The organism is Janthinobacterium sp. CG3, from assembly GCF_000344615.1.
Classification (GTDB): Bacteria; Pseudomonadota; Gammaproteobacteria; order Burkholderiales; family Burkholderiaceae_D; genus Janthinobacterium.
The window spans coordinates 5210402-5228515 of sequence record NZ_KB467824.1 but is presented as its reverse complement, the minus strand read 5'-3'; the positions used below and the strand labels follow the sequence as shown (position 1 = coordinate 5228515).

Sequence of the window (18114 nt, the reverse complement as noted above, 5' to 3'; positions counted from 1 at the left end):
CCGCTTGTATATTTACGCCGCGTGCGGGCGCGCGGCGGCGCGCCCGCGGCCGCTTATGACAACTTGACCTTGGTTTCGCCGGCCACCGCGCGATAGCTGGCCGGGGCCTGCCACCAGCGTCCGCGCACCAGCCGCTTGTAGACGATAAGATAGAGGGCGACCTGCAGGCAGACCATGGCCCCCGCGCCGGCGAAGCTATTCCCGACAAGCAAAGTGAGCCCTGCCAGCGCCGCGATCGCGGGCGCGACCAGGCAGGTCACGGCGGCGTTGCGCACCCAACCGGCCTTGCCATGTCGACGCACCAGACGCGGCGCGACCCGGCGATACAGCAGCGTGTGCAAATGCAAGCCGTCCGGCGCGCCAGGACTGGATTTCCGGATGATTTTTCGGCGATACATGCTGAACAGGACTTCGATCACCGGATAGGCGCACAACGACGACACCTGCCATGCGTTCACCGAGGGATTCCGAACCAGCAACAGCACAGCGAGTTCGGCCGTCCAAAACCCCAAAAAATAAGCGCCGCCGTCGCCAAGGAACAGGCGACCGGTCGGAAAATTCAACACCAGAAAACCACACGCCGCGCCGCCGCCAAGCAAAGCCAGCGTCAGCACCAGGCCGTCACCGACGCGCCAAGCCAGGAAGCCAAGCGCCACCATCATAATCACGACGACGCTGCCGGCCAGGCCGTTGAAACCGTCGATAATGTTGATCGCGTTGGCGCCACCGGCAACCGCCAGCGCCGTCAACAACAACGCCGCCGGGACAAACAGCAGCAGATTGTCGACGCCCCACAGATCCAGCGAAGTAATCACCGCCCCCAGCAGCCAAGCTCCCATCAAGGCGCTGACGACGGTGGCCGTCAGGCGGACCTTCACCGATACATGCTTGGTCAAATCCTCGACGATGCCGGCGCAAAATGCCGGCAGACTGGCCAGCAACAGCTTCATCGCCTGGTTGACGTATTGAGTAGGAAATACAGCCGGCAGCAGCGCCATACAGGTAACGACCGCCAGCGCCACACCCGCGAACACGGCGATGCCGCCGATGCGGGGCACCGCCGTCACGTGAAATTTCTGCGCGCCGGCGAGGTCGTGGTCAAGCGAGTGCTTGCCGTGCCAGCGCTGTGAACAAATGATCAGAAGACACATGGCGCAACTGCCCGCCCCGGCCACCGCAGCAATACCAAGCATGTAAAATTCGTTCATCATTCCGCCCCCAACACAAAACCATTTCCCTGTCAGCAAATCCTGACCGGGCGCAGACGCGGAGTCGTACCGCTCAACCCAGCCTCGGGCGCCAAGTCGAATTTCACTTGAACCGGATATGCGACTTCAGTTCGTCCCACTGCTCGGCGCGCTCCGGATTCTCCAGCGCTTCCCGTTTGGCTTCGCGAATGAACGCCAGGGCGATCGCCGCGAAAAATGCCAGCATGGTGGAGACCAGCACAATGCTTAAACGTTTCGGCTTGAATTTGCGTTCCGGCTCCATCGCCATGTCGAGCACTTGTATGATCGACGAATCTTTCGACTCGTCGAGACGAGCCACCTCATATTGCTTCGACAACAACTCATACAGCATTTGGTGATACTTCACTTCGCGCAAGATCTTGATGTTCTCCAGTCCAGCCTGCTTGTCTCCGGCGGGCATCTCGTCGCCGGCCAGCGCCGGACGACCGTTTTGAAGTTTGGAAAACTCGGAACGCAAACTGCTCAAATCTTCCTGAACCCGCTTGTATTCGTGGTTGTTCGGGGTCACGAAGGCTTGCATCGAATTCAGCTGGATTTCCTTCGCGGCAATCTGCGCCCGCAAACGGCCGACGGTCTCGACGATGGCGCGACTGTCGCTGTCCACACTGATCACGCCGTGCGTATCGAGCGCGCTTTTGAGGGTCATCTCGGCCTTGGACAGATTGTCCTTGGAGAGTTCAAGCTGGCGCTCGAAGAAAAGGCGGCGCTGGGCCGCCTCGGTTACCGCCAGCACCTTGGTCAGCTTTAACAATTCTTCCGCGTACGAGTTGGCCAGTTTCGACACCAGCAACTTATCCTTGCCCTCCACTTCGACACTGATCAAGCCGTCTTTCCCCGCGACAACACTGGTGTTGTCTTCGAGTATTTTCCTCGCCTTTTCCTGCGAATCGGTAGCGTAGGCCTTCTTCAAATCATAGCGTGCGATCAGCCTATCGGCGATGGTCCGGCTGGTCAGCATGCCGACATACAAATCGTTCGGATTTTTCATCCCGGCGGCGCCGGCGGCGGCGCCGGCAACGCCGCCTAGTTGCGACAGCAACGCCGCCGCGCCGGACTGGCCTTGCTGCGGCGGCAAAATCTTGGTGTTCGCTTTATAGATGTTCGGCAAAAGAAAACTGACAGCCAATGCGAGGATCGCCACCGCCAAAGGCAGGAAAATGATCATTTTCTTATGCTTCGCAAGGACGATCAAAAGATCGATCAGGTCAAGTTCACTCTCAACGACGGATTCGTCCGCTGTTGCCGCGATGGTCTGCATTTCATTCATGCTAGGAAGCCGCTCAAGGTTGTTATGCGATTATGGTGACTACTTTCCTGGGCCGGTGCATCGCGTCGCCGCCGCCCCCCCCTCGGACTATTTCAAAACTTTGATGGCCGCCGCGCCCAAACCGAAGTTGGCGAAAATCTGCGTCCACTCGCGCACCCCCATCGTGAACCGAGTCCAGCCGGTCTCTTTGTCGAGTTTTTCGGGCACCACGATGGTGTCGCCCGGCATGGCATCCATACTGGACACGCCGCGCGAGAGCCAGCCGGCCGAATCGCCCGCCACCACGCTGCCGTCGAGCCGGATGATGAATATATTGTCGGCGTCGGCGTCGGCGGTCAGGCCCGCCGTCCGTAAATACTTACTCACCGGCGTGCCGGGACGCCACAGCGCCGACGCCTCGGCGTTGACGGCACCGAAAACATGGACAAAATCCGGCTTCGGCGGCACCACCAGCTTGTCGCCGTTTTCCAGCTTCAGCTGCGGTAACGCGCTAAACGCGCGCTCCTTCGGATCCAAGCCGAACGCAATGCGGCCGGTCGGCTTCAATTGGCGGAAGCGGGCCACCGTATCACGCGCGCTCAGCAAGTCGGCCTGGCGGCGGCTTTCGGCGACTTGGGCGTCGGCGGCGTTGGTGGCGCGCACGTTGGCTATCGTTTTCGACTGTTCGGCCCGCAACTGCGTTTCAAGCCGGTTGGCAGCTTTTTCCAAGTTGATTTCTTGTTCTTTGCGCACCTGTTCGCGATAGAACTCGGTACCGAACAGATAAGCGTTCGAGGTCGGACCACCCGCCCGCTCCAGCAGCGACTGCAGGTTCTCGCCCGGCGTCATTTGATACACGCCCGGCACATTGACCTCGCCTTCGACGCGGACAAACACGCGCCGCTTGTCGATCGGCACCACCACGTCCTGCTGCGAGAAGACCGTCACCGTATCGCCCGGCTGTAACTGCACATTGTCCGAACTAGCGGGGTCGGAAAATACCTTGCCCAAATTAAAAGGAATCAGACTCACGCTCAAGTCGGCGCGGTTGATACGCTCGATAACCGCATAATCCCAATTGATCTCGTCCATCAAACCGCCAATGCGCGCGGCGATGTTACTGCTGTTCTGACGCTCTCTGCGACCGCTATTGGACGGATAGTTACCGTTGCCGCCGTCGCGGCTGGCGCCACTTTCGTTGCCGACGCTATTGCCGCGGTAAGCGTTGCCACCGTTATTGTTGTAATTATTGTTGTAATTATTGTTGTAATTATTGTTGTAATTATTGTTGTTATTACTGTTGTTATTGTTGCCGGCGTTGGCGTAATCGGGGCTGCTATTATTCATGGCATTACCACTATTATCCGACAGCACGGCGCTGTTCTGGCGCTGGGTCGAGCCGCGGGTAATCAGATAATCCCGGCTCGGAATCAAGTCGCTGACACGCATGCCCTCTTGGAACGGCGCGCGCACGGCTTGATCCACGTTACCGCGCAACACCACCGCATTCGAAAAATCAGGCGTGATCGAGGTGATGTGGAGGACATCGCCATTTTTCATCACTTTTTTAAGGCCATCGGACGTCAAAGCGAATTGTTCGACGCTACGCGGCTGCACTTTCCTCGGATCGATCCGCTCAAGGAAGGCGCGGCGCGGATCGGCCACGATCGGCAAGCCGCCGGCGAAATCGAGCATGGACTCGACGGTGTCGCTGCCGGTGCGCAATTCATAAATGGACGGCGTGTTCAATTTACCAATCAGCGCCACGTAACCCTTCGACGGCGGTATATAGATAGTATCGCCGTCCTGCAGCTTGATGTCGGCCGACTTATCACCCTTGGCGATGAAGGCATACAGATCCAGCTCCGCCACCACTTTGCCAGCCCGCTTGACTTGAACCCGGCGCAGGCTGCCGTTGGCGTTCGGGCCGCCACTGGCGAACAGTGCCGTCACCAGCGTCGACAGGCTCGACACCGTGTACGTGCCCGGCCGGCTTGCTTGACCGACGACGTAGACGGTAATCGCGCGCAATTGGCCGAAGTTCACGTTAACCGTCACGCTCTTGTACAGCTTGGCCACCGCCGCGCGCACCACGCCCTCGGCGTCACCAGACTTGACCCCCCCCAGCACAACCGAGCCGATGGTCGGGATAGTGATCGTGCCATTGCGATCAATGGTGGCGCGGAAATCAATGTCGATCGAACCCCATGCGCGAATGAGCAACTCGTCGCCAGGCCCTAAAGGATACTCGGCGGGAACGGGCGAATTGAGAATGGGCGCGAACGTGGACGGCGCATTGGCGAAAAACTCGAGTCCGAAGATGGGCAGGTTTTTACCTGTGCTATCAAACAGGAATTTTTGGAATTCGCTCGGCACGTTCGGACGCTGACTCGCGCCCGCCACCACCTGCTGCTGCATGACATCCCGATTGTTCAATGGTTGCGCCTTTGATGCGCCATTGACGTCCGTGGAAGTTGAGAGTGCATTACTGATGCGCGTTTTGCCGGGCATTTGCCCTTGCGACACTGGAACGTCGCCCACGCTTACCGGATTCTGGTCAACGCTACTGCGAGGATCTGGCAAGTCTCCCTTATTGATTACATCTTGAGCAAAAGCAACATTAGTTATGGCCAAAGTAAAAGCCAGTGCACAACGGGAAATTTGGCGCATGGGTGAATTCTATTAGTCAAAAAAACCGCGTCAGCAGTACGTATCGTCGATATATATTACGCGGCTTTCCAGCAAGGACGAAATATTTTTGAGCAAGGCAAACGCTCGAAAACACGCGCTCGCCGGCATTGATTTTAGGCGGCGCGTCGCGGCGGCCATTCACCCTCGGGCCGCCCGTCAAACCCGCCAAAACTGCCAGAAAGGAGGCCGCGATTCTACCACGAAGTAAGCCTCCCGGCAGCTACTATCCGTATCTGGCGAGAACGGGATAACAACAACAAACGCACCGCTCAGCACTGGAAAAACAGGCTTCCGACGGCGCGCGACAATGGACGTTGTAAACAAAAAGGCACGCCGTCCCCGCTTGACGCGCATCGACGCCGGCGCAACAGGCTGACTACGCAGGCGACGCCGCCGCCAGTGTACATGTTGCGCATGCGACACAAATGCCTGCCAAGCTAGCCAAAAGCTGCCGCCCCGACCCGCCATCGCCGGTATCGAGCCGATAGCCGGTGCCGCCGGCGACACGATAGCGACTGCCTCGTCAGCGTGCCCTGCGCGCCTCTATCTGCTTCAAGGTCTGCTCAATCGCGCCGAACAGCGACTTGCCGTCCTCGCCCAGCATCTCGATCTTGACGCTGTCGCCGAACAGCATGAACGGGGTGGCGGCGACGCCGTCGGCGGCCAGCTCAAGGTTACGCTTGTCGGCGATGCAGCCGTAGCCGCGGCGGGCGTCCTTGTTCGCCACCACGCCGGAACCGACGATGCTGCCGGCGCGCACATTGCGCGTACGGCACAGGTGCGCGATCAGTTGCGGGAAATTAAACACCATGTCGACGCCGGCGTGCGGCTGGCCAACCAGCTTGCCGTTCCAGTGGGTGCGCAGCGGCAGGTGCGCCTTGCCGCCCTTCCAGGCGTCGCCCAGCTCGTCCGGCGTCAGCGCCACCGGCGCGAAACCGGCCGCCGGCCGTGCCTGCAGCAAGCCGCCGCCGCGGGCCAGCTCGTCCTCGGCGAGGTTGCGCAGCGCCACCTCGTTGACCAGCACCAGCAGCTTGATGTGCTGGTGCGCATGGTCCGGCGTCGCCCCCATCGGCACGTCGTCGGTGATGACGGCCAGGCCGGCGCCGAAGTCGACGCCCCACTGCTCGTAAGCCAGCATAATATCCTGACGCGGACCGAGGAAGTCGTCGGCGCCGCCCTGCTGCATCACGGCCTCGCTGCGCAGCGACTCGGGCGCGTCGACGCCGCGCGCCTTGCAGGCCAGTTCCAGGCGGTGCGGATAGGCCGTCGCGCCGACCCATTGGAAGGCGCGCGGCAGCGGCGCCATGCAGTTGCCGGCGTCGAACTCGAAGCTGCGCTGGCCGCGGCCCTGGTTGAGCAACTGGGACAGCGCGTCGAGCTGGGGCGCGATGAAGCCCCAGTCGTCCAGCGCCGCCTGCAGCGTCGGCGCGATGCCGTCGGCCAGGTGCGCGGTTTTCAAATCGCGCGCGACGACGGCCAGTTGGCCGTCGCGCGTGCCGTCGTTGAGTGTTGCAAGTTTCATGTGGGAATCAGCGAAAAGGATGGCGGGACGCGAGGTGTTTTGCCGGCGTTGCCGGCCCGCCCAGGAAATCAGGCCGGTGCCAGCAGCGCCAGTTGCTCGGCGTTCAGATAGCACCATTCGCCCTCGGCAATGCCGAGCGACTCCAGCGTCAGGGCGCCAATCGCCGAACGGTGCAGCGATACGCAATGGTTGCCGGCCGCCGCCAGCATGCGCTTGACCTGGTGGTATTTACCCTGCTCAAGCACGATTTCAATTTGGCGCTCGCCGCGCCGCTCGCACACCAGCGCCGCCAGCGGCGCCGGTTCGTCGTGCAGTTGCACGCCGGCCAGCAGCATCGCCACCAGTTCCGCCGTCACCAGTTCCTGCGTGGTGGCCTGGTAAATCTTCGGCACGTGGCGCTTCGGCGACGACTGCGCGTGGATGAAGGGGCCGTCGTCCGACATCAGCAGCATGCCGGTGGTGTCGTGGTCGAGCCGGCCAACCGGCTGCACTTCGCGCCAGGTGAACTGCTCCGGCAGCAACGTCAGCACGCCGGGGTGGTGGCTGGGCTTGCGCGAGCATTCGACATTGGCCGGCTTGTGCAGCGCCAGGTACAGGTGCTCGCGGTAGACCCACTCTTCGTCGAAAACCTTGAGCACCAGGCCGGCGGTGTCGAAGGTGCTGCGGTAGTTGTCCGGCGTGGCGCCGGCGATGCTCACTTCGCCGTCCTCGATCAGGGAGCGGCAGTATTTTCGTGTGCCGAAACCCTGCGATTGCAGGATGCGGTCTAGGGATAATTTACTCATGCCGAGACTTTAACAGATGCGGCAGCGACAGTGAAGCGGGCGGCCGCGACGCGGCGCCCGGCACGCCGTGTCAGGCAAACATGTCGCGTACACGGACGCGCTCTTTGCAAGGTCTTTTTGACGTCCGGCTCATCAGTTCAATTGACTTATATCAAATCAGAAGCAAGTCCTATTGATACACTGAAACTCGATTAGGAATCGGCCTAACGACTTTAGGAAACAAGGTAGACGTTCAGAACTACCAGAGTGGTATCTCACGAGGAGACCGTATGCCGCACATCGACACCCCCGACTTGAACCAGGCCAGCAAGGCGCAACACTTGCAACTGGCGGCCGAGCAGTCAGCCATGCACGCCATGCACCTGGCGCTGGCCCGCTGGAGCAACGGCTATTGCCAATGCGAAATGCTCAGCGGCTCGCCGCAGTCGCGCTGGCACGCGGCGGCCCAGAACAACTTCGCGCTATGGCTGGCGGCCGGCGGATTCAGCCAAACCGAGCCGGAGCGGGAGAGCGCGCCGGAGACGGCGCCGGAGACGGCGCCGGCCGACGCCGCCGCGCCGGCAGCCGCGCCGCGGCGCTGGCGCGCCAAGGCGCTGCCCGGCACCCTCGCGGGCGCCTGCGCCGCCTGAGCGACATGTGAACCGTGCGCGCACATGAAAACGGCGGCATTGCGCCGCCGTTCTCAAGCCCCATTGCGGGACTCTTGCGAGGAATCTAAATTCTCTCTAATGCCGCATCAACGATGCAGTGAGTAGTTCCGTTGAAACATCAAGTTTTTTTGCGGACAACAAAATAAACGATTTATATCGGCCCCCTTGAAAAGAACTACTGTATCAATATAGTCCAAGCACGGGAATTATCAAGAGAAATTCGGATAGTCCCCATCAAATTTCCCGCCTGCGTCAACGAAATACGGGCTGGGTGGCGTGCACCGCCGCCTTCGCCGCGCCCGCCCCCATCGCCGCGCCGAATTTTTTCAGCACCCGCTCGGGCAAGCCTTCGTGCTGGGTGTAGTCGACGATGTCCTCGGCCTTGACGATGTCGCGCGCGACCGTGTCGACGGTGCCGAAACCGTCGGCCAAGCCCATCTCGACGGCTTTGGCGCCGCTCCAGAACAGCCCGGAGAAGGTTTCCGGGGTTTCCTTGAGGCGCTTGCCGCGGCCGGCGCGCACCACGCCGATGAATTGCTGGTGGATTTCATCGAGCATCACCTGGGCGTAAGCCTTGTGCTTGTCGCTCATCGGCGTGAACGGGTCCATGAAGCCCTTGTTGGCGCCGGCCGTCAGCAGGCGCCGCTCGACGCCGACCTTCTCCATCACGCCGGCGAAGCCGAAACCGTCCATCAGCACGCCGATCGAACCGACCACGCTGGCCTTGTTGACATAAATTTTATCGGCCGCCGCGGCAATATAGTAGCCGCCCGAGGCGCACATCTCGTCGACCACCACGTACAGCGGCTTGGCCGGGTAGCCTTTGCGCAGGCGCAGAATTTCGTCGACGATCATGCCGGCCTGCACCGGGCTGCCGCCCGGGCTATTAATGTGCAGCACCACCGCGACCGAGCCGGCGTCGGAGAAGGCCTTGTCCAGCGCCGGGATCACCACCGCGGCCGAGCCGCTGCCCTCGGATTCGATGGCGCCGTCGATGTCGATCAGCGCGGTGTGCCGGCCCAGGGCCTCTTCCGCGCCGCTTATGCTGAAATCGAAGTAGACCAGCAGGCCGAACACCAGGGTGGCCAGCATGGACAATTTGAAGAAAATACCCCAGCGGCGGTGCGCGCGCTGTTCCTGCAAGGTGGCGAACACCAGTTTCTCCAGCACCTCGCGCTCCCAGTTGGCGCCGCCGGCCGCTTTGGCGGCCGACGCGGCGCCGGTCAGGTCTGTATTCGTGTTTTCGCTCATATCTCGTTTCGCTTCATTGTGGGGTGTGGCGCTCAGGCGCGCGCCGGCCTGAGGTAGTCGTCCGGCTGCCAGTACAACTGGCCGTCATGCTCGCGCAGCGGGATCGGCCGCAGCCGCCCGCCCTTGCAAGGGCCGCCGGCGCAGCGGCCGCTCTCCGGCACGTAAATCGCGCCATGGGTGGAACACATCAGGTACAAGCCGCTGGATTCGAAGAAATCGCCCTCGTTCCAGTCCAGCTCGATGGGCACGTGGGCGCAGCGGTTCAGGTAGGCGTAGGCGGTGCCGCCGTAGCGCACCACGAAGCCGGTGCCCTCCTCGCCGCCGACGGTGAGCGCGAAACGCACGCCCTTGCCGCCCTCGAGCACGGCGTCGGCCGCGCAGATCAGCACCTCGTCGATCGCGTCCGGGGGCATCACGCGTTCTCGTTGAGCCAGTCGTGCAACTGCGCCACCGTCGCCGCCGAGTACATCGGCGCGCAGGCGTCGAGCTGGGCCACAGGATGGGCGCCGTACTGCACCGCGACCGCGGCCGCGCCGGCGTTGTTGGCCATCAGCAGGTCGTGGCTGGTGTCGCCGATCATCACGGTGCGCTTGATGTCCTGGCCCAGCTCGCGCGTCAGTTCAAGCAGCATGGCCGGATGCGGCTTGGAAAAAGTTTCGTCGGCGCAGCGGGTGGCGTCGAACATCGACAGCAGCTTGACGGCGTTCAGCGAGCGGTTCAAGCCAACCCGGCTCTTGCCGGTGGCCACCGCCAGGAAGTAGGCTTGCTGCGACAACTCTTGCAGCATTTCCTGCACGCCCGGGAAGAGCGTCAGCTCGTGGTCGCGCGACAGGAAGTGGTAGCGGTAGCGCTCCACCATGCGCGGATGGAATTTCGGGTCGATGTCCGGCATCACCGCCTGCATCGCCTCCAGCAAGCCCAGCCCGATCACGTGCGAGGCGGCGGCGTCGCGCGGCACCGGCAAGCCCAGGTCCTTGGCCGAGGCCTGGATGCATTTCACGATTGTTGAGGTGCTATCCATCAACGTGCCATCCCAATCGAAGACGATCAGATCAAATTGCTTTCTTGCCATGTCTTCCGGTGGCTGTCGCCACCGGCTCCTTATATATATGTAGGCCCCGGTTATCGCAGGTGGTCGGCTCACTGCTTTCCTTCAACGCCGCCGCGGCACCCTGATAGCGTTGAGGTGGCATGTCCCAGGTCGGATTAGCGTAGCGTAATTCGACAATGTTGGCCGAAGCGGGACGCGCTGCTGCGGGCCAACGTTGGCGGCTTACGTCCTTTGGGCCAAGCCGACCTACAACATCCCGCGCCAAGCTCAGCGCGCGACATTTGCCAGCGGTTTCCCCAAGCTTACCAAGAAACGCTCGCATTCGGCGGCCAATGGCGCGTTTAAGGTCACGTTCTTACCCGTTTCCGGGTGCGTGAAGGTGATTTGATGCGCGTGCAGGAACATCCGCTTGAGCGCGCCGCGCGTGGCGTCGGCCTTCAGCAGCGCGCGGTTGAGCGCGAAATCGCCGTACTTGTCGTCGCCGGCGATGGCAAAGCCCGACGATGACAGATGTACCCGGATCTGGTGGGTGCGGCCGGTTTTCAGCTCCGCCTCCAGTAGCGCGAATTGGGTATATTTATGCAACAAGCTAAACACCGTGTGGGACGCCAGGCCGTCGGCCTGCACCGCCACCCGGCGCTCGCCCTCGGCCGTCGTATACTTGTGCAAGGGCAGCTTGATGTGCTGGCGCGCGTTTTTCCAGTCGCCGTGCACCAGCACCAGGTAGCGCTTGTCGGTCAGGCCGTCGCGCATCTGCTCGTGCAGGTTGGTCAGCGCCGAACGCTTCTTGGCCAGCAACAGCAGGCCCGAGGTGTCGCGGTCGAGCCGGTGCACCAGTTCCAGGAACTTGGCGTCCGGACGCGACGCGCGCAACTGCTCGATGACGCCGAACGAGACGCCGGAGCCGCCGTGCACGGCCACGCCGGCCGGCTTGTCGATCACCAACAGGTGGGCGTCCTCGAAAATAATCTTGAACTCGGCCGGCGGCGCCGCCGCCGCGCCGGCCGGTTTTTCGGCGATGCGCACCGGCGGAATGCGCACCACGTCGCCTTCCACCAGGCGGTACAACTGGTCGATACGGCCCTTGTTCACGCGCACCTCGCCGGAGCGCAGAATACGGTAGACGTGGCTTTTCGGCACGCCCTTGCAGACCCTTAATAAGTAATTGTCTATCCTCTGCCCGGCCTCCTCTTCGGAGATCGTGACGAACTGCGCTTGCGGCTGAACCGTGCTTGAAGGGGGAACAACATCGTTTTGCATCTTCATTTGCTCTGTCTTCCCAGAAAATCTCTCTAAGTCCTTCATTTTGAATATATAATTGTTTTTGCTGTGGCTCATTGCTGCTGCTGGTGTAACAATAAAAGCACATTTTACACAGGGGCGTCTCCACCGGCCTCGCCAAATTGCAAATTCGGTGGAAAAAATGTATACGCACCGCCCTGACCGAATCAAGGTTGCACCGTTGTTGTAATCGGATATTGCCTCAGGGTGCTGGATAAGAGTGTTTGGATTGTAAGGATAAGTACCCGCCAGCCCGGTTGTGTAAACCGTGCTGGCGGGTTGATGAAGTTGATAACGCTTGCCGTTTTCGCCAAACCCCATGTAGCAAGTCTACATAGTGCGGGTTGCCGATGAAAGGCTGAGGCTTGGCCTCGGCATCGCAATCGCAGTATGTAGGCCGGGCTACGATTTGGCTCTTGAATTGCCACCGCCTGCCCCCTATGCCCCGGCCACCCCGGCGGCATCAGATGCGTCGCAGGTGATGCGTGCACTCGGCATGTCGATCGACGTCATTTGCGCCCTGTTGCGGCCGCAACGTCACGCGTTGTTGCGCCGCACGCCCGGGCATACCCACCACAACCACTCCTATTCTCGCGTATATCCGTGTATGTTCGCCGCTTCCAAGGAAGCGGCATTGAGATGGCCTTCGGGTCGCGGAGTTAATAAAAATGAAACGCATGTTGTTTAACGCTACGCAGCAAGAAGAGCTGCGCGTAGCGATTGTCGACGGTCAGAAACTGATCGACATCGATATCGAGACGGCCGGGCGCGAACAGCGCAAATCGAACATCTACAAGGGCGTCATCACCCGCATCGAACCGTCGCTGGAAGCCTGCTTCGTCAGCTACGGCGAAGACCGCCACGGCTTTCTGCCGTTCAAGGAAGTGGCCCGCACCTACTTCCGCGAAGGCGTCGACGTGCGCAACGCCTCCGTCAAGGAAGCGTTGCGCGAAGGCCAGGAAATCATGGTCCAGGTCGAAAAAGAAGAGCGCGGCAACAAGGGCGCGGCCCTGACCTCGTTCGTCTCGCTGGCCGGGCGCTATCTGGTCTTGATGCCCAACAACCCGCGCGGCGGCGGCGTGTCGCGCCGCGTCGAAGGCGAAGAGCGCCAGGAACTGCGCGAAACCATGGACAAACTGGACCTGCCCGCCGGCATGTCCGTGATCGCCCGCACCGCCGGCATCGGCCGCAACGTCGACGAGCTGCAGTGGGACTTGAATTACCTGATGCAACTGTGGCGCGCCATCGAAGGGGCCGGCAAATCGGCTTCCGGCGCCTTCCTGATCTACCAGGAATCGTCGCTGGTGATCCGCGCGATCCGCGACTACTTCCAGCCCGACATCGGCGAAATCCTGATCGACACCGACGACATCTACGAGCAGGCGCACCAGTTCATGAGCCACGTGATGCCCGACATGGTGCACCGCGTCAAGCGCTACAGCGACGACGTGCCGCTGTTCTCGCGCTTCCAGATCGAACACCAGATTGAAACGGCGTACTCGCGCACCGTGCCCCTGCCTTCCGGCGGCGCCATCGTCATCGACCACACCGAGGCGCTGGTCTCGGTCGACGTCAACTCGGCCCGCGCCACCCGCGGCTCGGACATTGAAACGACCGCCTTCAACACCAACTGCGAAGCGGCCGAGGAAGTGGCGCGCCAGTTGCGCCTGCGCGACTTGGGCGGCCTGATCGTCATCGACTTCATCGACATGGAAGTGGCGAAGAACCAGCGCGAAGTCGAGCAGCGCCTGAAAGACGCGCTGCACCACGACCGCGCCCGCGTGCAGATGGGCAAAATCTCGCGCTTCGGCCTGATGGAACTGTCGCGCCAGCGCCTGCGCCCTTCGCTGTCCGAAGGCAGCCATGTGACGTGCCCGCGCTGCTCCGGCACCGGCCACATCCGCGACACCGAATCGTCCGCCCTGCAGGTGCTGCGCATCATCCAGGAAGAGGCGATGAAGGAAAACTCGGCGACGATCCACGTCCAGGTGCCGGTCGACGTCGGCGCCTTCCTGCTCAACGAGAAGCGCGGCGAGGTCTTGAAAATCGAGAACCGCCACCGCATCGCCGTGATCCTGATCCCGAACAAGCATCTGGAAACGCCGCACTACAAGCTCGAACGCATCAAGCACGACGATCCGCGCCTGGAAGAAGCGCAAGCGAGCTACAACCTGGCCGAGAGCGCCGAAACCGACATGGCCTACAGCAAGCGCCAGAAGGAAGAAGCCAAGCCGCGCCAGGAAGCCGTCGTCAAGACGATTACCCCGGACCAGCCGGCCCCGTTGGTCGAGCGCAAGCCGGTCGAAGTGGTCAAGCCAGTGCCGGTGTACGTGCCGCCGCCGCCGCAAGGACTGATCGCCAAGATCATCAGCTTCTTCAGCGCCAAGCCGGAAGCGCCGGTGGCAGCGCCGGCAGCCGTGCTGGCCGCCAAGCCAGCCGTGGCAACCGACCGCAACGCCGACCGCAACGCCCGCGGCCCGCGCGGCCGCAACCGCAACGGCAAGCCGGGCGAGCGCACCGAGCGCGAACCAGGCCAGGCCCGCGTCCAGCCGGAAGTGGCGGCCAAGGAAGCCGACGACGCCGACAAGGCGGCCCGTCCGGTGCGTCCGCCGCGTCCGCCGCGCGAACCGCGCGAAGCGCGCGAGCCGGGCGAGCTGACGGCGCCGCGCGAACGCGCCGAGCGTCCGGAACGTCCGGAGCGTACGCCCCGTCCGCCGCGCGAACCGCGCGCCGACAAGGCCGCGGTCGCCGAAGTCAAGGTTGACGAGCTGGCAGTGGGCGTCAACGTTGCCGCCGTCACCGCGCCGGCGCCGTCGACCGGCCCGGTAGTGGAGCAAGAAGCGCCCGCCATCGACCTGCTGAAAGCGGCGCCGAGCATCGGTCCCGACGGCGAAGAACTCGACGTCGACGGCGAAGAGCCGCGCCGCCGCCGCCGCCGCGGTGGCCGTAACCGCAACCGCCGCGACCGCGAAACGGGCGAAATGATTGAAGGGTCGGCATCCGATACCGACGGTCAAGAGTCCGCGCCAGTGGCCAGCTTCAGCGTAGCGCCGGCAGACGATGCCGCCGCCGACGCGACGCCAGTTGTCGACGTGCCCGCCCAGACTGCGCCCGCAGTCGAGGCGGCGGCACCTGCCGTGACGGCTGAAGTTGCCGCTCCGGTAGTGGAAGTTACTGCGGAAGCCGAAGTGGCCGCTCCGGTAGCCGAAGCGGTCGCTCCGGTCGTGGTGGCTGAAGTTGCCGCCCCAGCCCCTGCCGCCGAGCCTGTCGTTGCAGCGAAAGAGGAAACCGTGGCGGCGCCGGAAGTTGCGCCCGCCGTCATCGTGGAAGCTGTCGCTGTCGAAGCTGCGCCTGTGGTCGAAGCGGAAGTGCTGGAAGTTACCGCTCCGGTCGTCGTGGAAGCCATTGCCGTTGTAGCCGAAACGCCTGCGCCTGCTCCTGCGCCTGCGCCGGTGGTACCGCGTGTCGCCCCGACCCCGACCCCGGCCCCTGCGCCGGTCGCGGCAGCGCCTACCATCGACATCAGCGCGGTGCTCGGTTCGGCCGGCCTGACGCTGGCGGCCACCGATCCGGAAAAACTGCGGGCGGCACGCGAAGCGGCCGCCAACGCGGTCGCTCCGGTGCGCAAGCCACGCGAGCGCAAGCCGCTGCCGCAGCAAGCCGATGAGCCGCTGGTGCAAGTCAACACCCAGCGCAATTAAACTGAACGGGTTGCATCCCCTCCAGTTGCTCTAAAAAAAGGGGAAGCCAAGTGCTTCCCCTTTTTTCAACCGGGGACAGACCACGATTTTCCCGCAATATTGCGGGAAAATCGTGGTCTGTCCCCTAATCTCCGTGGTCTGCCCCCTAATCTCCTACTAATCTCCTAATCTTTTTCGAATCACCAATATGGCCACACCCGTCGATCGCCCCGCCGCCGTCAGCCTGAGCACCGCCTTCTGGTATTGGCTGAAGCTGGGCTTCATCAGCTTCGGCGGTCCGGCCGGCCAGATCGCGCTGATGCACACCGAACTGGTCGAGCGGCGCCGCTGGATTTCCGAGCAGCGCTTCCTGCACGCGCTCAACTACTGCATGCTGCTGCCCGGCCCCGAGGCGACCCAGCTGGCCATCTACATCGGCTGGCTGATGCACAAGACCCGCGGCGGCGTCATGGCCGGCGCGCTGTTCGTGCTGCCCTCGCTACTCATTCTGATATTGCTGTCCTGGATATACCTGGCCTTCGGCAACGTGCCGGCGGTCGCCGGCGTGCTGTACGGCATCAAGCCGGCGGTCGTCGCCATCGTACTGGCGGCGGCCTGGCGCATCGCCAGCCGCAGCGTCAAGAACGCCACGCTGGCCGCCATCGCCATCGCCGCCTTCCTGTCCATCGCCGTGCTGCGCCTGCCATTTCCGGTGATCGTGCTCGGCGCGGCCGCCATCGGCCTGGCCGGCGGCCGCTTCTGGCCCGGCCAGTTCCAGATCGGCGGCGGCCATGCGCACGCCCGCGCCAGCTATGGCCCGGCCATCATCGACGACGACAGCCCGACGCCGGCGCACGCCCGCTTCGCCTGGCGCCGCCTGCTGGCGGTGGCGCTGGCCGGCGCCGGCCTCGGCGCCGGCGCCTGGCTGCTGCTGGCGGCCGTCTTCGGCGCCGCCAGCCCGCTGGCGCAGATGGGCTGGTTCTTCACCAAGGCGGCCATGATGACCTTTGGCGGCGCCTACGCCGTGCTGCCCTACGTCTACCAAGGCGGCGTCGACACCTTCCATTGGCTCAGCGGCGCCCAGATGATAGACGGCCTGGCGCTGGGCGAAACCACGCCAGGCCCTTTGATCATGATCGTCGCCTTTGTCGGCTACGTCGGCGCCTGGACCCACGCCTTATTCGGCGACAAGCTGGCGCTGGCCGGCGCGGCGGGCGCCTGCGTCGCCACGTTCTTCACCCTCCTGCCCTCGTTCATCTTCATCCTGGCCGGCGGGCCGCTGGTCGAGTCGACCCGCGACAACATCCGCCTGACGGCGCCGCTGACGGCCATTTCGGCGGCCGTGGTCGGCGTCATCGTCAGCCTCGCGCTGTTTTTCGGCCAGCACGTGTTTTGGCTGGAAACACCGGGCCCGCACTGGGACCCGGCCGCCATCGCCATCAGCGCCGCCGCCTGCGTGGCCTTGTTCCGCTTCCGCGTCGGCACCATCAAATTGATCTTCGCCTGTGCCTTCGCCGGCCTCGTGCTATCGTATCTGTCTTAGCGGTATTTCCACGTAATTGCACCAGAGAATTCATGGCTGAAAAGATCATCATCCTCGCCGACGGCCGCCAGACGGCGCCGGCGGTCCCCGCGCTGCTCGAAACACCCGACGGCCGCGTAACGGACCGGCTTGCCCGGCCGCTGCACGACCTGCGCATTTCCATCACCGACCGTTGCAACTTCCGCTGCGTCTACTGCATGCCCAAAGAGGTGTTCGACAAGAACCACGCCTACCTGCCGCACGGCGCGCTGCTGTCGTTCGAGGAAATCACCCGCATCGCCACGCTGTTCGTGGCGCACGGCGTGGAAAAGATCCGCCTGACCGGCGGCGAGCCGCTGCTGCGCAAAAACATCGAAAAGCTGATCGGCATGCTCGCCGCGCTGAAGACGCGTTCCGGCCAGCCGCTCGACCTGACCTTGACCACCAACGGCTCGCTGCTGGCCAAAAAAGCCCAGTCGCTGAAGGACGCCGGCCTGCAAAGGGTGACGGTATCGCTCGACTCGCTCGACGACGCCACCTTCAAGCGCATGAACGACGTCGACTTCGCCGTCGCCGACGTGCTGCACGGCATCGACGTCGCCCACCGGGTCGGCCTCGGCCCGATCAAGATCAACATGGTCGTCAAGGCCGGCATGAACGACCAGGAAATCGTCCCGATGGCGCGCCATTTCAAGGGCACGCCCTACATCCTGCGCTTCATCGAGTACATGGACGTGGGCGCCTCCAACGGCTGGAACCTGGCCGAGGTGATTGCCTCGGCCGAGGTGGCGCGGCGCATCGGCGCACACCTGCCGCTCGAACCGATCCAGGCCAACTACACCGGCGAAACCGCGGCGCGCTGGCGCTACAGCGACGGCGGCGGCGAAATCGGCCTCATTTCCAGCGTCACCCAGGCGTTTTGCGCCGACTGCACGCGCGCCAGGCTCTCCACCGAAGGCAAGCTCTACACCTGCCTGTTCGCCACCGGCGGCCACGACTTGCGCGCGCTGCTGCGCGGCGGCCGCAGCGACGCTGAAATCTCGACCGTGCTGGCGCATCTGTGGCGCGCCCGCGGCGACCGCTATTCCGAGCTGCGTACCGTCAACACCAGCGGCCTGGCACGCGGCGGCAAAAAAGTGGAAATGTCTTATATCGGCGGTTAAGGCCGCGGCGCCAACCCGGCGC

At 63.1% G+C, this 18114-nt stretch carries 13 protein-coding genes; 4 read left to right on the top strand and 9 right to left on the bottom strand.

Going from position 1 to position 18114, the window contains the following annotated elements:
• Positions 1-53: 53 nt before the first annotated feature.
• The 5 genes from JANGC3_RS29935 to JANGC3_RS0123200 form a co-directional block, all read right to left on the bottom strand.
• Complete coding sequence (locus JANGC3_RS29935; RefSeq protein WP_017878881.1) at positions 54-1211, bottom strand: MraY family glycosyltransferase; 1158 nt, start codon at positions 1209-1211, stop codon at positions 54-56.
• A 100-nt stretch (positions 1212-1311) separates the two neighbouring features.
• The gene (locus tag JANGC3_RS29930; RefSeq protein ID WP_157406843.1) at positions 1312-2517 is read right to left on the bottom strand and encodes a Wzz/FepE/Etk N-terminal domain-containing protein; all 1206 of its coding nucleotides are present in this window, start codon (positions 2515-2517) and stop codon (positions 1312-1314) included.
• 87 nt (positions 2518-2604) lie between these two features.
• Positions 2605-5166, bottom strand: a complete 2562-nt coding sequence (locus JANGC3_RS33945) for a polysaccharide biosynthesis/export family protein (RefSeq protein WP_232429757.1) — start codon at positions 5164-5166, stop codon at positions 2605-2607.
• 544 nt (positions 5167-5710) lie between these two features.
• Positions 5711-6709, bottom strand: a complete 999-nt coding sequence (locus tag JANGC3_RS0123205; RefSeq protein ID WP_017878877.1) for a fumarylacetoacetate hydrolase family protein — start codon at positions 6707-6709, stop codon at positions 5711-5713.
• A 68-nt stretch (positions 6710-6777) separates the two neighbouring features.
• On the bottom strand, positions 6778-7494 hold the full coding sequence (locus JANGC3_RS0123200) for a pseudouridine synthase (protein ID WP_017878876.1): 717 nt from the start codon (positions 7492-7494) through the stop codon (positions 6778-6780).
• Between the two features lie 269 nt (positions 7495-7763).
• Here JANGC3_RS0123200 and JANGC3_RS29925 point away from each other — a divergent pair, with 269 nt between their 5' ends.
• The gene (locus JANGC3_RS29925) at positions 7764-8123 is read left to right on the top strand and encodes a hypothetical protein (protein ID WP_017878875.1); all 360 of its coding nucleotides are present in this window, start codon (positions 7764-7766) and stop codon (positions 8121-8123) included.
• Between the two features lie 273 nt (positions 8124-8396).
• Here JANGC3_RS29925 and JANGC3_RS0123190 read toward each other — a convergent pair whose 3' ends face one another.
• The 4 genes from JANGC3_RS0123190 to JANGC3_RS0123175 form a co-directional block, all read right to left on the bottom strand.
• The gene (locus JANGC3_RS0123190) at positions 8397-9395 is read right to left on the bottom strand and encodes a S49 family peptidase (RefSeq protein ID WP_017878874.1); all 999 of its coding nucleotides are present in this window, start codon (positions 9393-9395) and stop codon (positions 8397-8399) included.
• Between the two features lie 32 nt (positions 9396-9427).
• Positions 9428-9808, bottom strand: a complete 381-nt coding sequence (locus tag JANGC3_RS0123185) for a Rieske (2Fe-2S) protein (protein WP_017878873.1) — start codon at positions 9806-9808, stop codon at positions 9428-9430.
• A complete protein-coding gene (locus JANGC3_RS0123180; RefSeq protein WP_026133396.1) occupies positions 9808-10467 on the bottom strand; it encodes an HAD-IIIA family hydrolase in 660 nt (219 codons plus the stop codon). The genes JANGC3_RS0123185 and JANGC3_RS0123180 overlap by 1 nt, the downstream gene beginning before the upstream one ends.
• A gap of 246 nt (positions 10468-10713) precedes the next feature.
• Entirely contained in the window at positions 10714-11712 is a 999-nt protein-coding gene (locus JANGC3_RS0123175; protein ID WP_035787915.1) for an RluA family pseudouridine synthase, read from the bottom strand.
• 683 nt (positions 11713-12395) lie between these two features.
• Here JANGC3_RS0123175 and JANGC3_RS0123170 point away from each other — a divergent pair.
• The 3 genes from JANGC3_RS0123170 (at position 12396) to moaA (ending at position 18092) form a co-directional block, all read left to right on the top strand.
• Positions 12396-15428, top strand: coding sequence for an Rne/Rng family ribonuclease (locus tag JANGC3_RS0123170; protein ID WP_017878870.1), 3033 nt, complete (start codon positions 12396-12398; stop codon positions 15426-15428).
• A gap of 187 nt (positions 15429-15615) precedes the next feature.
• Complete coding sequence (gene chrA / locus JANGC3_RS0123165; protein WP_017878869.1) at positions 15616-16950, top strand: chromate efflux transporter; 1335 nt, start codon at positions 15616-15618, stop codon at positions 16948-16950.
• 32 nt (positions 16951-16982) lie between these two features.
• Positions 16983-18092, top strand: coding sequence for a GTP 3',8-cyclase MoaA (gene moaA, locus JANGC3_RS0123160; protein WP_017878868.1), 1110 nt, complete (start codon positions 16983-16985; stop codon positions 18090-18092).
• Positions 18093-18114: the final 22 nt, after the last annotated feature.

What these genes read in the sequence shown, in the direction of transcription:
- JANGC3_RS29935 (WP_017878881.1), bottom strand. Translation starts at nt 1,211, where the DNA reads ATGATGAACGAATTTTACATGCTTGGTATTGCTGCGGTGGCCGGGGCG.
- JANGC3_RS29930 (WP_157406843.1), bottom strand. Translation starts at nt 2,517, where the DNA reads ATGAATGAAATGCAGACCATCGCGGCAACAGCGGACGAATCCGTCGTT.
- JANGC3_RS33945 (WP_232429757.1), bottom strand. Translation starts at nt 5,166, where the DNA reads ATGCGCCAAATTTCCCGTTGTGCACTGGCTTTTACTTTGGCCATAACT.
- JANGC3_RS0123205 (WP_017878877.1), bottom strand. Translation starts at nt 6,709, where the DNA reads ATGAAACTTGCAACACTCAACGACGGCACGCGCGACGGCCAACTGGCC.
- JANGC3_RS0123200 (WP_017878876.1), bottom strand. Translation starts at nt 7,494, where the DNA reads ATGAGTAAATTATCCCTAGACCGCATCCTGCAATCGCAGGGTTTCGGC.
- JANGC3_RS29925 (WP_017878875.1), top strand. Translation starts at nt 7,764, where the DNA reads ATGCCGCACATCGACACCCCCGACTTGAACCAGGCCAGCAAGGCGCAA.
- JANGC3_RS0123190 (WP_017878874.1), bottom strand. Translation starts at nt 9,395, where the DNA reads ATGAGCGAAAACACGAATACAGACCTGACCGGCGCCGCGTCGGCCGCC.
- JANGC3_RS0123185 (WP_017878873.1), bottom strand. Translation starts at nt 9,808, where the DNA reads ATGCCCCCGGACGCGATCGACGAGGTGCTGATCTGCGCGGCCGACGCC.
- JANGC3_RS0123180 (WP_026133396.1), bottom strand. Translation starts at nt 10,467, where the DNA reads ATGGCAAGAAAGCAATTTGATCTGATCGTCTTCGATTGGGATGGCACG.
- JANGC3_RS0123175 (WP_035787915.1), bottom strand. Translation starts at nt 11,712, where the DNA reads ATGAAGATGCAAAACGATGTTGTTCCCCCTTCAAGCACGGTTCAGCCG.
- JANGC3_RS0123170 (WP_017878870.1), top strand. Translation starts at nt 12,396, where the DNA reads ATGAAACGCATGTTGTTTAACGCTACGCAGCAAGAAGAGCTGCGCGTA.
- chrA (WP_017878869.1), top strand. Translation starts at nt 15,616, where the DNA reads ATGGCCACACCCGTCGATCGCCCCGCCGCCGTCAGCCTGAGCACCGCC.
- moaA (WP_017878868.1), top strand. Translation starts at nt 16,983, where the DNA reads ATGGCTGAAAAGATCATCATCCTCGCCGACGGCCGCCAGACGGCGCCG.